This is a genomic window from Thiomicrorhabdus sp. (assembly GCF_041583835.1).
Classification (GTDB): domain Bacteria; phylum Pseudomonadota; class Gammaproteobacteria; order Thiomicrospirales; family Thiomicrospiraceae; genus Thiomicrorhabdus.
Map to the genome: position 1 here is coordinate 113,272 of NZ_JBFHFC010000004.1, position 15,364 is coordinate 128,635.

Consider the following 15,364-nt stretch of genomic DNA (forward strand, 5'->3'; position numbering starts at 1 on the left):
AAGTAACTGTTTTTTGGTATAATATTGCGAATTTTTATTAATTTAGCCTCGCTTGAACTCTGATTGTGTTGGATTTAGTGCACAATTTAAAGGGTCTTCGGGGCTTTAACTTAGATGGTATCGAGTGACTAGTCAAAAAACTGAAGAACAACGTGATCCATATGCTCAGCGCGAAGCCGAGAAATATGAAAACCCAATTCCGAGCCGTGAATTTATCTCGGAAGCTCTAGAGGCGGCACAAAAGCCTTTGCGTCTATTTGAGATTGCTAAATTAGTAGACGTTCCGGAGGAAGATGAGGAACGTTTCGAGGCATTGTCTCGTAGAGTTAAGGCCATGGTTCGTGACGGACAGTTGGTACGTAACCGCCGTGGAGCATTCGGGCTTCTGCAAAAAATGGATTTGATCAAAGGTCGTGTCTTAGGTCATCCGGACGGATTTGGTTTTGTGGTGCCGGAAGACGGCGGCAAGGATCTGTTTCTATCCGAAAAAGAGATGCATAAAGTGTTGCATGGCGATATCGTCATTGCTTCCGTTACCGGTGAAGATCGCCGCGGCCGTCGCGAAGGGATGGTCGTTGAAATCTCCGAGCACGCTAATCAACAGATTTTGGGGCGTTTAGCCTTTGAAGACGGTTTGGCGTGGGTTAGACCGAACAACACCCGAATTACTCAGGATGTTTTCATTCCTCAGGATGGGTTGTTGGATGCGAAAGAAGAGCAGATTGTACTGGTTGAAGTCATTCACCAGCCTTCATTGCGTTCCGGACCAATCGGTAAGGTCATTGAAGTGTTGGGCGATTATATGGCGCCGGGCATGGAAATCGACTCTGCAATCCACGATCATTCGATTCCGAATACCTGGTCGGAAGAGTTGCTGAAAGAATTGGATGCTATTCCTGATGAAGTTGTCGAAGCGGATTTTGCCGATCGTAAAGACTTACGCTCTTTGCAGCTAGTCACGATCGATGGTGAAGATTCGAAAGACTTTGACGATGCCGTATTTGCGAAACGTCGTAAGAATGGTTGGCGTTTGGTTGTGGCGATTGCGGATGTTTCGCATTACGTTAAACCGGGAACCGCTCTGGATAAGGAAGCCTATCTACGAGGAAACTCGGTTTACTTCCCGCAGCGCGTGATTCCAATGCTGCCGGAAAAACTTTCGAACGGACTGTGTTCGTTGAATCCTAAGGTGGATCGTTTGTGTATGGTTGCGGACATGTCCGTCAACGACGACGGAACCTTGGAAAGAACACAATTTTATCAGGCGGTGATGAACTCGAAAGCGCGTTTGACCTATAACCAAGTACATGACATTCTTCAAAATAAAGACAGTGAATATAGAAAGGAATTTTCCGATCTTGTTCCGCATTTGGAAGAGTTGAATAGCTTGTATCAGACGTTGGTAAAAGCGCGCGAAGAACGTGGAGCTTTGGAGTTTGATACGGTCGAGACGCGTATTATTTTTGATGACGCTCGTAAAATTGACTCAATCGTACCGGTTGTCCGTAACGAAGCGCATAAGTTGATCGAAGAGTGTATGTTGATGGCTAACGTTGCCACGGCACGTTATTTGAAATGGCACAAGATGCCTATGCTATACCGTGTGCATGAATCTCCGACGGAAGAGCGTTTGAAGAACCTGAGAACTTTCTTGTCTGACTTCGGTTTGCAATTGGGTGGCGGCGATGAGCCGACCGGCCATGATTATGCCGACGTTGCGGCTAAAGTTAAAGGCCAGCCATACGAACATTTGGTGCAGACGGTTTTGTTGCGCAGTATGAACCAAGCGGTATATCAGCCTGAGAATAAAGGGCACTTCGGTTTGAACTACGAGCACTACACGCATTTCACTTCACCGATCCGTCGTTATCCGGATTTATTGATTCACCGTGCTATCAGTCATGTTTGGACCAAAAAAGGTCCGGCAGCGTTTGCTTATAACGAAGCTAAAATGGCTGAGTTCGGAGCGCATTGTTCCGATACCGAGCGTCGTGCGGACGAAGCAACGCGTGATGCGGTTACGTTCTTGAAGTGTGAATTCTTGTCGCATCGTTTAGGTGAAGAGTATGATGCGGTGATTACTGCAGCGACTAATTTCGGCTTATTCGTTGAAATTGATCCTTTGTATGTTGAAGGTTTGATTCACATCACCGAACTAGGCGAAGATTACTTCCATTACGATAATGCCCGTCATTGTTTGAAAGGTGAACGTACCGGTAAGGTCTATCGTTTAGGGGATCGCGTTCGTGTTCAGGTCGCACAGGTGAACTTGGACGAGCGTAAGGTTGATTTGCGCTTTATTGCCGGCGAAACTGGTGACGAAGAAGTTGTTGAGACTCAAGCTGTCATCGATGGCGAGGCTGAACAGGCTGATTCGGATTCTCCTGAGAAAAAGAAACGTAGCAAAAAGCGTTATTACCATAAAAAGAAACGCGGTACCCGTAGCACAAAAGGTAAATCGTGAAGCAGGACATTATTTATGGTTTGCATGCGGTCGAAAAGTTTATCAAGCAATCACCGCATCTGGTTTATCGTTTAAGTGTTATTAAAGGGCGCTTGAACAATCGCCAGCAGGCGTTGGTCGATCAAGCCAAGTCATTGGGATTGACGCCTGAATTCGTTTCCAAGTCGGCTTTTAATCAGGTTGACGGTAACCACCAAGGCGTAATGGCACTTGTAGCGGCAAGACCGGAAATGAATGAAAACGATTTGGCGACCTTGATTGAAAAGCTGGATCATCCCTTGTTTCTGTTTTTGGACGAAGTCCAGGATCCACATAACTTAGGTGCCATTCTGAGAACGGCCGATGCCGTCGGCGTCGATGCCGTGATTATTCCTAAACACAATTCGGTCGGCATGAATGCAACCGTTCGTAAAGTTGCTTCGGGTGCGGCTGAAAACGTTAATCTGATTGTCGTTTCCAACTTGGTTAGAACAATGAAAACGATGCAGCAGGCGGGAATGTGGATGATCGGTCTGGCCGGTGAGACCGATCAGACGATCTATCAGCATAATCTGACGGGTTCCATCGGAATTGTCATGGGTGCTGAAGGCAGTGGTTTGAGACGATTGACCAAGGATGCTTGTGATCATTTGGCTGCGATTCCTATGCAGGGTGTGGCCGAGAGTTTGAACGTATCCGTAGCGACGGGCGTAGCACTCTATGAAGCCTATCGTCAGCGCCATTTAGTTTAATCGGATTTTTCTATATCCAATCATTACTGGATTCTTGATTGTAATAGCGGCATTTTTAAGCGCATAGATTAAGCCAACAGACTTGTTGGCTTTGTTTAGTTAGCGTTACTGGTGTTAAGTTGATCTTAGACCAAGTAAATGTCGCCTTTCTCATCAATTCGCACTTCCAGTGCTTCTAAAGCTTCGTCCCAACAAGGCCCTTCGATACAGACGCCGTCTTCGATTCTGAAAAAGGCATCGTGAACCGAACATTTCATGGTTTTCTCAAATGGATTAACGTCGATCTTGTAGGCTTCGTTTAAAGGTACATCCTGGTGTGGGCAGTTGTTCACGTAGGCTTTTACACCGTCTTCATATTTGATCAGCACCACCGAATTAGGTGCTTCATCGGTGTCGACTACCATCGTTTTGGCATTGCTGAGCTTGCTGATGTTGGCAATTGGTTTAGCGGGCTCCAATGCTTCAAGTAAGTTATCCAATCCGTGTCTTAGGCATTTCTGTGCCGCCAGCTTACTAGCTTGTTGAACGGCTTCGTGCAATGAGTTTCCTGAAATTAAATGATGAATCACCGCTGCATTAAAGGTATCTCCTGCACCTAAGGTATCGACGACAGGTGATACGGTTTCGGCCGGAACGTGTGAAATCTGACCATTGGCGGGGCATAGCCAAGCTCCCTGGTCGCCCCAGGTGCAGACCAGGTTACTGTTCGGTAGTTGAGATTGCATGTCTTTTAGCAGTTCTTCTCCGTTTTGGTACCCCTTGGCCGAAGCGTAATGGTGAGAGAAGAAGATCAAATTGGCATGGGCCAATAGGCTTTCGATACCGTCTCTGGGTTTTTCGACTTCTAACGAGATTGGTTGGTGGCTCAAAAAGGTTTTTGCGATATTAAGCATCCCCTTCAAGTTTTCGATATTGCGCCCCTCGAAGTGCAGCCAGTCATATTCCTCGATTTCAATTTTTGCAAAGTGGTCAAAACTTAGTTCGGGTAGGTCACGGTAGTGAACGATGGCGCGGTGTCCGTTTTGTGCATTCAGTGTTACATAGGAAGTCGGTGTACGTCCTTTGATAAAACGTTGAATGTGTTCGATGTCGATTTCACGTTCTTTTAGGCCGTTAATCAGTTGTTTTGCTTCGCTGTCGCCACCGCTAGTGGTGCAAATCGATGTTTCGTGCCCAAGTTGAGATAAAACATAGAGTGTATTGCTGACGTTGCCGCCAATTTGTGTTTTTCGATCAGTGGCGCGAACTTCTTCATCATCGTGAAGGGCATGAGGGACTTTTAAAATAATATCTAAAACAGCGTTACCGATTCCAAGGATTTTTGCCATGCTAAGCCTTTTCTTATGATTGTCGAGACGTTAAATAGAGTTAATGAAATTGCAGGGTATTTTAGCATAGCAAGCCATTCTTGATCATAATTGGTTTGTCAAGTGGATAATTTTAGCTTGAAGTGAATAAAATTCTCATAAGGCTTGACATATAAATAATCTACGTTATTTTTTATATCTCTAAATGGGATTATGTTATTTATATAAATTGTTGTTTTATATAGGATATAAGCAAAAGTTTTGGCTTGCTTAAATTCATTTAATCGAGTTGTGCATTATCCACAGAAGCTGTGGATAACTTTGTGAGTAAAGTAATAAAAAGGAACTTAAGTGCTTTAAACTAGCCGATAAATATTAAATTGCTTATTTTTTATACAGTGAGCATATTACTTAAGAAATTGGGATGAATTCCGGTCGCAAAAAAATAAAAAAATAAAAAATTCCTTACAATGATGAAAAAAAATTTAAAAGCTATACAATCATGTATATGTATCAATAATAAAAACGATGTTTTATGACGGACGTTAAGATGGCTTTTAATGCAAGTTGTTTGAATTGCGGCTTGCAGAAGATATGTTTTCCGACCGGATTGTCAAAATCCGAAATGGATAAACTGGATGATATCGTGCAAAGGAAAGCACCTTTGCAGAAGAATCAGATGCTGTTTTCCGCCGGTGATAAATTCACTTCTTTGTTTGCGATTCGAGCGGGTGTAATTAAGGTATATTCGTTTTCGGATGGTGGGGAAGAGATTATTCACGGATTTTATTTACCGGGCGACGTCGTCGGTATTGATGCTTTAGCGTCCAAGGTTCATATGTTTAATGCGACGGCCCTGGATTCTACCAGTGTGTGTGCTGTGCCATTTGATGAATTGAGCGATTTATCGCTGAAAATTCCACATTTGAATCAGCAAGTGTTTAATATAATGAGCAAAGAGGTCGTGGACGGGCGTTTGCATTCCGAGTTGTTGACTAAGAAGAATGCAGATCAAAGAATTGCGCAGTTCATCTGGAGTATGGCTGAGCGTTTCAAAAGCCGAGGTTATCACTATCTCGAATTCCGATTAAGCATTCTGCACAGGGATGTTGCAGTTTATCTGGGTTTGACGCCGGAGACGGTTTCCAGAATCCTGGCTAAACTACACCAAGACAACGTGGTCACGTGGAAAAAGAAAGAATTGCATATACATGACGAGCAAGCGCTACGATCGTTAGCCGGCAGTCATTATTGTGATTCGAGTTCCAACGCTAAGGTTGTATAGTTTTGTATGATTTAGCTGTTGGCTTTGGATTAAAAGATTTTTTTTAGAAATGGATGGATGAAATGAAATTACAAAGTTTGAAAGTATTATTCTCAGCAGGGTTTTTAGGATTGATGTTGGTAGGGTGTAGCTCTACCCCAACTACTGAAGGTGATGCAGATACGGCTAATCAGGAAGTGATGGATAAAAGTGTTGTTGAAACGGCTGTTGCAGATCAAACAGATGCTAAAGCAACTGACTTGAATGACATGCAAGCTAAATTAGCCGGTATGGTTGTGCGTTTCGATTTTGACCGTTCTGAAGTCAAAGCCGAATTTTACGATACAATCAAAGCTAACGCCGAATACCTAATGGCCGACAGCAATGCTAAAGTGACTGTGAGCGGTCACTGTGACGAGCGCGGAACACGTGAGTACAACCTTGCATTGGGTGAGCGTCGTGCAAATGCGGTTAAGAATGCTTTAATCGCCGAAGGTGTGAGTGCAGATCGTATTACCGTTATCAGCTACGGTGAAGATAATCCGGTTGCGGAAGGTCATAATGAAGCAGCTTGGTCACAAAATAGACGTGCCGAGTTTTCTTATTAAGATTTTTTAAAGCAAAGCGGTTTATTAAAGCCTTCCCGACTTATAAGTCGGGAAGGCTTTTTTGTTTATAATTCAGGTTTAAGTTTAGAGAGTAAGAAGTGGTTATGAGCACAGAGGCACCAACAGTCAATTATTTATCGGATTACCAGGCTCCGTTTTTTTCAATCGATTCGGTTTTTCTTGAGTTTGATTTGCAGCCGCAGAAGACCGTCGTAACCAATACGATGCGTTTCAGTGCTTTGGAGGCCGATCAGCCCTTGGTGTTGTCTGGTGAGAGCCTCAAGCTTGTTAAGGTGCTGTTGAATAATCAAGATGTGACGGAAGCCTGTCGAATTGACGACGAGTCCTTGACATTAGAAACGGTTCCATCCGAATTCGAGATGGTGGTGGTGACTGAAATTTCGCCTCAAACGAATACCTCTTTGGAAGGCCTGTACCGTAGCAGCGGCAATTACTGCACCCAGTGCGAGGCGGAAGGCTTTAGAAAGATCACTTATTTTCTGGATCGTCCCGATGTTTTGACCTATTTCACGACTAAAATCGTAGCGGACAAGCAGGAATGCAAAGTCTTGCTGTCAAACGGTAACCTGGTCGAATCCGGTGATTTAGATAATGATCGGCATTATGCGATTTGGGAAGACCCGTTTAAAAAGCCTTCTTATTTGTTTGCACTGGTTGCCGGTAATTTGGAATTTATCGAAGACCATTTTATTGCAGCGGACGGACGTAAGATCGTACTTCGAATTTATGTAGAAGCGCGTAATATCGACAAGTGTCAGCATGCTATGGATTCTTTGATCAAGTCGATGAAATGGGATGAAGAACGCTTCGGCTTAATTTACGATCTGGATATTTATATGATCGTTGCAGTAGACGACTTTAATATGGGAGCGATGGAGAACAAGGGATTGAATGTCTTTAATTCCAAGTTTGTTCTTGCCAAGCCGGAAACCGCAACGGATGTTGACTATGAAGGAATCGAAGCGGTCATCGGCCATGAATATTTCCATAATTGGACAGGAAACAGGGTCACTTGCCGTGATTGGTTCCAGTTGACGTTGAAAGAAGGGCTGACGGTTTTCCGTGACCAGGAATTTACTGCCGACATGTTGTCGCCTGCAGTGAAGCGTATAGAAGATGTCCGTCGCTTGAGAAATAATCAGTTTCCGGAAGATGCCGGACCTATGGCACATCCGATTCAGCCCCAATCGTATATTGAGATGAATAATTTCTATACCATGACCGTATATGAGAAAGGTGCCGAAGTCGTCAGGCTTTATCACACATTGTTGGGTGAGGAAGGTTTCCAAAAAGGGATGAAGCTGTACTTCCAACGCCATGACGGACAAGCGGTAACGGTGGAAGACTTTAGAAGTGCGATGGCAGATGCCAACGGGCTGGATTTGTCTCAGATGCATCACTGGTATATTCAATCGGGTACGCCGACATTACATATTGAAGGGCATTACGATGTCGAGCGGCAGACTTATACATTGCAATGTCGTCAATCGTTACCGAAGCAAGAGTGCGATTTCAAACCGCTGTTGATTCCGGTTAAGGTCGGATTATTATCGGAAAGTGGAGAAGTCCTGAGTTTCAGCGTAGTTCCGGGCTCGGACTCCGAAAAACAGGTCGGTGTCGAGGAGGTGCTATTGAGCATGACGGAAGAAAAGCAAACGTTCGTGTTCGAAGATGTCTCCTCTCAACCGGTTCCGTCGCTTTTAAGAGGGTTTTCTGCCCCGGTTCATCTTGAATTCGATTATTCCGCCGAGGACTTGAGTCTGCTTGGTCGTTCAGACCCGGATTCGTTCGTGCGATGGGAAGCGTTTCAAACTTTAATGTTGAATGAAATTAAACGCAATATTTCACGTTATGAACAGCAACAAGACTTGGAGGCTTCGCAAGCGTTGATTTCCGCATTCGGCGGCATTTTGAAAGATGCCGGTGTTGATTCCGACGCCGATAAGGCGTTAATCGCTTTAACCATCAGCATGCCGGATTTGACCTATATCGGTGAGCAGTTCGACGTCATTAATGTCGAAGCCGTTTATGAGGTACACCGTTGGTTGCGTACCCAAATGGCCGTTACCTTCAAGGCTGAGCTGGAATCGGTTTACGCCCAATTAGCGGAACGCCAAGAAGAATATCGTTACGAGAAGGGCGAGATTGCCAATCGTATGCTTAAAAACGTCTGTTTAAGTTACTTGGCGCTATTGGAAGACCGCTTTACATTGGTAGAGGGTCAGTTTAAAGCGCAACAGAATATGACTGACGTGTTGGCGGCATTGAATGCCATTTCGCATACCGACCATGCCAATAGACCGGCATGTTTGGATGCGTTTTACGAACAGTGGAAACAGGATCCTTTGGTTTTGGATAAGTGGTTTGCTTTGCAGGCAGGATCGCACCATATCCACGCTTTGGAGCACGTTAAGGCTTTGGTTGAGCACGTCGACTTCACCTATGAAAATCCGAACAGGGTACGAAGTGTGCTTGGCGTATTCGGCCGTTTAAACTTGTTGGGCTTCCATCGAGCTAACGGTGAAGGTTATGCCTTCTTGGCCGATCAGGTTTTGAAACTCGATAAAATCAACCCTCAGGTGGCTGCTCGAATTGTCGCTCCGTTTACGCACTGGAAACGTTATGACGATCAGCGTCAGCAGCAGATGAAAGCGGCCTTACAGAAATTGTTGGCTGAAAAAGGGTTGTCGAAGGATGTGTTTGAGATCGTTTCAAAATCGTTAGCGGCATAGTGTTTGTTTGTGATCGTAAAGGATAGGTGAGTTAATTCAAGATATGTTGTCTTCTTTTATGTTCCATAAACAAGTCTGTTTGCGATTGCCGCGTTTTAAAAACGTGGCTTTGTGTTGCGCTTTAGCGATGGCTTTTCCTGCGGCAAGCCTTGCCGGGCAAAAGGAAACGCCGTCGATTTCACTTCAACAACAAATTGAGCAGATCGATCAGGAGATTGTCTTGTTACGTGCCGAACTGGCCCGTAATAACGGAGATATGGCCAGCCTGGAACGTTATATCCATCAGCTTGAACAGATGGAGTTGATTCCTAGTTTTCAGGCACGATTAGACCAGCTTAAAGAGTTCTTTCGGCATCAAGAGGTTAAGCCTCCGGTTGAAAGTGCGTTTTATTTACCGGACGATGATAGCAATGTCGTGATTTTGTTACCGTTGAGCGGTGAGTATGCGGTGGCAGGGGAAGCAATCCTGTCCGGGATCAATGCCCGTTGGCCTTTTTCGAAATCGCCGGTGGTTTTGGATACCGCCATTTACGATAACCTGTACGAACTCTGGGAACTGGTCAAACTGTATTCCCCCGATTTTGTCATAGGTCCGCTCGACAGGACGAAATCACAAGCCTGGCAATCTATTCAGACTCATATTCCCACTCTTTATCTTAATCAGTTGGATCGATTTAATGAGAACGAGAAGGGCTTGTCTCCAAATAAACAGGCTGGACTAAGAACGTTGCAGTCTTTTATTGAAAACGGCGGTTTTTCGCATTTATTAGTGCTTAAAGATACCTCCGAATCCGCTGAAATATTAGAAAATCAATTCCGGCAGACTTGGTTACAAGCCAATCCCTATTCCAACTACGAAAGTTATACGCTTGATGGCACGGCCGATCAGACTTTGCAAACTGCTCTAAAGGTAAAGCGTTCCATGATCCGCCATAATTGGTTGGAAAAAAACATTCAGACGCGTGTCGAATTCGAGCCCAGAGCCCGCCAGGATATCGAAGCGGTAGTTCATTTTTTGAGTCGCGAAGACGCGGTTCAAATCAAACCGTTAATTGATTTTTACCATTTAAACCGCACCATAAGCTTATGGTACCCCTCTGTATTCCCATCACGTCTAGAACTCCAGACGAATCTTTTCGCTTGGCAGCAAACTTATGTTTTCCTCCCTCCTTACTTAACTCAGTTGGAGCAACAAGATTCAGAAGAAAACCAGTATGATAATAAAAGTGGCCTGTTTTATGCTTTAGGTGAGCTGGCGGCAGAGATTATCAAAAATCCTCGGGTATTGCAGCCTAACCAGCTGATTGAACATTCCCCCTTGGGAACCTTGATTAGCGACGATTTGGGCGAGTTGCAATTGTTGCCGGATGTGTTCTGGTTAGATGACAAGCAGTTACAGTCAGTGCCTGAATCCCAGTTTCGGTATGAGTGAATTCCGAAACTGAAAGTTTGTATTTGATGGTTTATTCCAAGAATGGACGGTCAAAATTATTTTTCCATAAACGATAGCAAAGGAATAGTTTGTGGCATCGGTTGATGAAACTTTCGATCCTAACGATCTAGACAGTATTGATGCGCTACTTGATGAGGCGGAGCAAGAGGTTGCAGAGAACCTTGAGGAAGATACTCTTTTAGACGAAGAGGCCGTTAAAGTAGATGAGCAGGCAGCGGTACCTGATATTCAGGAAATCGAACCTCAGGTGGATAATGTCGCGTCTCCGGAAGTTGAAAGCGCTCAGACGGTTAACGCTGATGCGAGGGAGATGGCTGACAGTAGACAAAAGCCCGAGCTGGATGGTGAAGACTTTCTATCGAAACGTGCAGCGGCACAAAATCAATCTAACAATGGATTATCGGCGGCAGAAATGGATGCAATCAAGAAACTCGTTATTATTTTCGGCTCAACCATTATTGTTTTAGCGTTGACCATGATTGGTATCGGCGTTTGGGCTGCGTTGGCCGCTTCGCATGGTTTGGATGAAGAAACTCAGACCATGATTGAGGAAATTAAAACCGGCACCGAAAAAAATACCATGAATCATTTATCCAATGCTAAATCGATGGATTCGATGGAGAAGAAACTTGATGCCTTGAGTTATCAGTTGGAGCAGATAACGGCGGATATTGCCGTTTTGGAAGGGCGTACCAAAATTGCGGACAATACGCCTGCATCCGGCGCTTCCAGCACGAATACCAATACTCCAACCGCTGAAAATGTTACCCCTGTGGCGGCACCGGTTGCCGCTCCGACTCCAGCAGTGAGCGGTCAGTTAACGGATAAATTGAATTCCGTGTATTACAAAATGACCAAGGCGCAAAAACGCATTGACGAAGTGAATAGCAGGGTCAAAAAGCTACAAGGTCAGTACAGCACGTTGTTGCATAGTGTGAAAGTGGTTGAGAAGCAGATGCTTGATCAGCAAGTGAAGGCGGCACCTAAAGAAAAAGAAGCGGCTAAAACCGTCGATGAACCGGTCTATCAGTATTCGGCACCTGAGGGTGCTTATGAACAGGCCCATCCGGATACTTATCCATAAGCGGACAGAGGTATTAACGTGAAGTATTGCAATATTCTCAAATGGGGATTGGCTTGTTTGGTAGGTTTGCAATTGACTGGATGTAGCAGTTTCATGGAATCCGAGCATTATCGGGTACCGGATTATTATGAAACAAGCCTGATTCCCGAAAAGTATTCGGTTGGAAAAAAGTATTATTTAAGAGATTTGCGATGCAGTGAGCTTCACGGTCAATGTGACCGAGCTGAATATGTACAGCATCGCGAGTATGAAAAACCATATTATTTGAGTAAATAATGGAGAAAATCATGAAAAAACGCACATTTGCCTTAGCGGGTATATTAATCTCGGCTTCGTTGGCAGGTTGTTCCACCACGTCAGAAGTGTCAAATGCGCCTGCATCTACTGCTACGCAGGCAACTAAAATTCAAGTTGCCGCGCCTGTCGTTTATAAAAAGCCGGAGCGTATTAAGATTACCGGGATCGGTTATGGAGCGGAAAGCACGTTTACAGCTTATACTCCGGGACAACGTCGATTAATGGCGATTCGAGCTTCAAAGCTGGATGCGTATCGCGCGTTAGCCGAGCAGTTATACGGAATTAAAATCGATAGTAATACGTCGATTTCTACTTTGACGGCTAAAAACGATAGTTTTAGAGCGCGAGTTAATGCAGTCGTAAGAGGTGCTCGTGTTGTCAGCGTCACTCCGATGGCCGACCAGAACTATGAAACGGTTTTAGAAGTGTATGTAGATAAACGTTTCTTTGAAGACACTTTTATTTATAGATCAAATTCAGAAACGGAAGCGATGGTTCCGGCCGAAGTTTGCGTGAGCTGCTACGAAGCCAGTTCTTATTGATTTAAGGAAATGGAACTTCATTGATAAGTTTCTTTGATTTTTATGGGTAGGAGTGCTTGAAATGCACAAACAGAAAATCGTAATAGTGATGTTGCTTGCATTTTTTACTTGGATGGAAGTGGCGCAAGCCGCCAGTATCAGCACCAGAGTAAGAATTTTGGAAAGCAAGGTTTCTAAGCACGATAAGAAAATTCGATCCGAAACATTGGCCCGTCAGAACTATGAAAAGAAAGTTGACGGCAAGTTGGATGTGGTTGACGACCTGGAAAAGAAGGTGAAAAAGATCATGACCGACATGCAAGCGGATAAAAACTCTAAGGGCGAGGATAAACGCTATACCTTCCCGTAAAGTTTGAAAAACGTTATTTACTCAAATAAAAACCCGGCTTATGCCGGGTTTTTCTATTTAGAGGGTGATGAGAGTGTTAAGTTTAGTCATCTTTATTTTTCTTACGTTCGTGTTGTGCGAACTCAATCTCTTTGGATTGGATAAAGAATAACAGTTTTCTGCGATCGTCTTCCGCGAGGTTTTGATATTCAAGCGCTACCCTGAATGCATTGTCTTCATCTTCGATGGCAGTGATATTCACCACGTCGCAACGCACTAAAATCGGAGGTTCGTTTTCTAGAGGCTTGATCAATAAATCGATCTTGTCGTCCGGCTCGATGGTTTCATTGATATTAAAAGAAACCCCGCCGCCGCTTAAGTTGACCAGGCGTTGTGGGATTGCACGTGCCAGTTGATTGGCGTCGATGGTTTGCATCATGAAGTTGATTTTGCTGTTCATGGCGCTTAAAGCCGAAGCGAGTAAGCTACTTTTAAGGTTGATTTGGGCAACAACTTCGTTGATCTGCTCATCGAGTTGAGCCAAATTCTGCATGAAGTATTCTTCGATATATTTCGAATCCGGTATTTCCGGAAGTGTAATCTTTTCCAGCTCGTCTTTAGATACGATGCGGTAACTGCATGGCATCATTACGTCAATTCTAAAAAATAAACGTTGATCGTTTTTCATGTGGACTCGCTTAAACTCTGTTGTGTTTGTTGTTTGAGTAAGAGTACTCTATTCTAAATCGATTTATTCCCGTTTTGGTTGTTTCACTGTGTGAGAAAGGGGAATTGTGAATGCAAACAGATTAGCAGAAATTAAGCCAACTGCAAGTAAACAGTGGAAGGTCATAATTATGACACTTTTTGAAGAGAAGGGGGTTAGGCCTTGCCTAGGCTTGAACTGCCTTTGACCTTTTTACTTTCGCCGGTGGAATTATAAAGATTAACGTCCGACTCGGGTTGTTGTCTAAGTAAGTTAATAGAAACCTGGTTGATATTACTGAGGATTTGAATTGTTATGCCGTTGGATAGGTTGAGGTCGTTGCAAGCTTGGCTCTGCGCCAGGACTTGATCGACTTTGTTTTGCAATTCTTCGGAAATCGAAGCAAAGGCTTTTCTTTGGGCAAGTGAAAAAAACGTGTTTTCGGAATCTAATTTGTCGAAATGCTTGTCGAGTTCGAGTGAAGCGGTTTCGATTTTTTGGCCGAGTTCGGCTTTTTTCTCGACGATTTCACTTAGGTGTTCGAGATCGCTTTGTGTCAAAAGATCCGATTCGGATTTGAGTAAAGCTTGGAAATCGAGCAATAGCTGATTTAACGCGTCAATTTGTGAGGAAAATTGCGTTTGGTTAAATTCGGCTAGCTCGTTTAATGGCGTCATTTTGGATTAAATGTTTGCAAATAGCGCTTCTGACTGCATTAATTTTTCGGCAATTTTCTGCGGATTGACTTGGTATGAACCGTCTTGAATCGCCGCTTTCAATGTTGCGATTCGATCCGAATTGTCAACTTCAACGCCGCTTGCCTTGGTTTCCAGCTCGCGTACTTGTGTCAACATATCAGTCAGCGTTACTTTATCGCCTGAAATGTTTGCATTGTCCAATCCCTGATTAACGGTCGAACCGCTTTTCTCTTGAGATTTAAGCTGTTCGGTTCCGCGTCCGGAAGAGATGCTTGTGTTGAGATTTTTAATATCCATAATCGTCGGCCTCACACCTAATGTGGTAGTCATTCTACCAATAAATTCAATATTCTAATAGCGTTATCGGCATCTTTAGAAAAGCTTTAATTATTTTTTTAGTTTTTTTTATGGCACGTAGACTGTGTTGGGAGCAATAACAATGCCTTTTAGCGTTTTTTGCGACGAAGCGTTTTTGACTTCGACCTGTTCATTCTCCACGCCGTCTTGTAATGCGATGCCTTTTGTTCTCACTTCGATGCCGCCAATTTTTGAAACAATCGTGACCATTTGTTTTTTAAATACCCAGTAAGGGGGCTGTAAATCACGAATGCTTAAAATTTCGTTCGGGCCAATGGCTTTTTTTGCTCTCATGCCAATCGCCGTTTCCGTCGAAATCAGACTGTCGGAACCGGCTTTTTTATAACTCACCAGTGTCAATTTGACGTCTTCAGCTTTTATAACGGCCAACTTTAAGATTCCTTGAGTCGTGATTACAACGGGTAACTTGCCGTCAATGGTTGCACTGATATATGTTTGCCATGCAGGGGCGTTACATTTGACGCCGACGGTCACTCTTCCGGCGTATTTAGTTGGGTTTCGGTCAATAATTTCGAGGTCGGTTTTACATTGCGGTAATCGGATGCGCTGACTGAGTTTTTTTACATGAATTTGGGGGTCGTATAATTTTTGGTCGGTTTTTTGCTTAAGGAAATCCAGCACTTGATTGTAGATAACTTCAAGTGATTGAAATTCATTGGGTTGAGCGGATTCATACGCTGCCAATGCTGGAGTTTGGTTCAGCATGATGACCCAGAATGCGATTGTGTAAAAGTATTTTTTTGCCATGTGG

At 44.0% G+C, this 15,364-nt stretch carries 15 protein-coding genes; 10 read left to right on the forward strand and 5 right to left on the reverse strand.

Annotated elements, in window-relative coordinates:
• Nucleotides 1–124: 124 nt before the first annotated feature.
• Complete coding sequence (gene rnr / locus ABY044_RS03630; RefSeq protein WP_373018261.1) at nucleotides 125–2,464, forward strand: ribonuclease R; 2,340 nt, start codon at nucleotides 125–127, stop codon at nucleotides 2,462–2,464.
• Nucleotides 2,461–3,195, forward strand: coding sequence for a 23S rRNA (guanosine(2251)-2'-O)-methyltransferase RlmB (rlmB, locus tag ABY044_RS03635; RefSeq protein WP_373018263.1), 735 nt, complete (start codon nucleotides 2,461–2,463; stop codon nucleotides 3,193–3,195). The genes rnr and rlmB overlap by 4 nt, the downstream gene beginning before the upstream one ends.
• Before the next feature lie 125 nt (nucleotides 3,196–3,320).
• Here rlmB and ABY044_RS03640 read toward each other — a convergent pair whose 3' ends face one another.
• Nucleotides 3,321–4,523 carry a PfkB family carbohydrate kinase gene (locus ABY044_RS03640; protein ID WP_373018265.1) on the reverse strand — a complete coding sequence of 401 codons (1,203 nt, stop codon included), beginning with the start codon at nucleotides 4,521–4,523 and terminating at the stop codon, nucleotides 3,321–3,323.
• A 529-nt stretch (nucleotides 4,524–5,052) separates the two neighbouring features.
• Here ABY044_RS03640 and fnr point away from each other — a divergent pair.
• The 8 genes from fnr to ABY044_RS03680 all read left to right on the forward strand — a co-directional run bounded on the left by fnr (nucleotide 5,053) and on the right by ABY044_RS03680 (nucleotide 12,852).
• On the forward strand, nucleotides 5,053–5,787 hold the full coding sequence (gene fnr / locus ABY044_RS03645; RefSeq protein WP_373018267.1) for a fumarate/nitrate reduction transcriptional regulator Fnr: 735 nt from the start codon (nucleotides 5,053–5,055) through the stop codon (nucleotides 5,785–5,787).
• A gap of 62 nt (nucleotides 5,788–5,849) precedes the next feature.
• Nucleotides 5,850–6,374 carry a peptidoglycan-associated lipoprotein Pal gene (gene pal, locus ABY044_RS03650; RefSeq protein WP_373018269.1) on the forward strand — a complete coding sequence of 175 codons (525 nt, stop codon included), beginning with the start codon at nucleotides 5,850–5,852 and terminating at the stop codon, nucleotides 6,372–6,374.
• Between the two features lie 104 nt (nucleotides 6,375–6,478).
• Nucleotides 6,479–9,127 (forward strand): aminopeptidase N, encoded by a 2,649-nt coding sequence (gene pepN, locus ABY044_RS03655; protein WP_373018271.1) that lies wholly within the window; start codon nucleotides 6,479–6,481, stop codon nucleotides 9,125–9,127.
• Between the two features lie 43 nt (nucleotides 9,128–9,170).
• On the forward strand, nucleotides 9,171–10,559 hold the full coding sequence (locus ABY044_RS03660; RefSeq protein ID WP_373018273.1) for a penicillin-binding protein activator: 1,389 nt from the start codon (nucleotides 9,171–9,173) through the stop codon (nucleotides 10,557–10,559).
• Between the two features lie 91 nt (nucleotides 10,560–10,650).
• Nucleotides 10,651–11,664, forward strand: coding sequence for a hypothetical protein (locus ABY044_RS03665; RefSeq protein ID WP_373018275.1), 1,014 nt, complete (start codon nucleotides 10,651–10,653; stop codon nucleotides 11,662–11,664).
• An 18-nt stretch (nucleotides 11,665–11,682) separates the two neighbouring features.
• On the forward strand, nucleotides 11,683–11,940 hold the full coding sequence (locus ABY044_RS03670; protein ID WP_373018277.1) for a hypothetical protein: 258 nt from the start codon (nucleotides 11,683–11,685) through the stop codon (nucleotides 11,938–11,940).
• Nucleotides 11,941–11,951: 11 nt separating this feature from the next.
• Nucleotides 11,952–12,503 (forward strand): LPP20 family lipoprotein, encoded by a 552-nt coding sequence (locus ABY044_RS03675; protein ID WP_373018279.1) that lies wholly within the window; start codon nucleotides 11,952–11,954, stop codon nucleotides 12,501–12,503.
• Between the two features lie 61 nt (nucleotides 12,504–12,564).
• Nucleotides 12,565–12,852 carry a hypothetical protein gene (locus ABY044_RS03680; protein WP_373018281.1) on the forward strand — a complete coding sequence of 96 codons (288 nt, stop codon included), beginning with the start codon at nucleotides 12,565–12,567 and terminating at the stop codon, nucleotides 12,850–12,852.
• Between the two features lie 82 nt (nucleotides 12,853–12,934).
• Here the strand turns inward: ABY044_RS03680 and ABY044_RS03685 are convergent, their stop codons facing one another.
• The 4 genes from ABY044_RS03685 to flgA all read right to left on the reverse strand — a co-directional run bounded on the left by ABY044_RS03685 (nucleotide 12,935) and on the right by flgA (nucleotide 15,360).
• Nucleotides 12,935–13,519 carry a PilZ domain-containing protein gene (locus ABY044_RS03685; RefSeq protein ID WP_373018283.1) on the reverse strand — a complete coding sequence of 195 codons (585 nt, stop codon included), beginning with the start codon at nucleotides 13,517–13,519 and terminating at the stop codon, nucleotides 12,935–12,937.
• A 194-nt stretch (nucleotides 13,520–13,713) separates the two neighbouring features.
• Nucleotides 13,714–14,214: a flagellar export chaperone FlgN gene (flgN, locus tag ABY044_RS03690; RefSeq protein WP_373018285.1), complete on the reverse strand. Its 501-nt coding sequence runs from the start codon at nucleotides 14,212–14,214 to the stop codon at nucleotides 13,714–13,716.
• A gap of 6 nt (nucleotides 14,215–14,220) precedes the next feature.
• On the reverse strand, nucleotides 14,221–14,532 hold the full coding sequence (flgM, locus tag ABY044_RS03695) for a flagellar biosynthesis anti-sigma factor FlgM (protein WP_373018287.1): 312 nt from the start codon (nucleotides 14,530–14,532) through the stop codon (nucleotides 14,221–14,223).
• Between the two features lie 108 nt (nucleotides 14,533–14,640).
• On the reverse strand, nucleotides 14,641–15,360 hold the full coding sequence (gene flgA, locus ABY044_RS03700; RefSeq protein WP_373018289.1) for a flagellar basal body P-ring formation chaperone FlgA: 720 nt from the start codon (nucleotides 15,358–15,360) through the stop codon (nucleotides 14,641–14,643).
• Nucleotides 15,361–15,364: the final 4 nt, after the last annotated feature.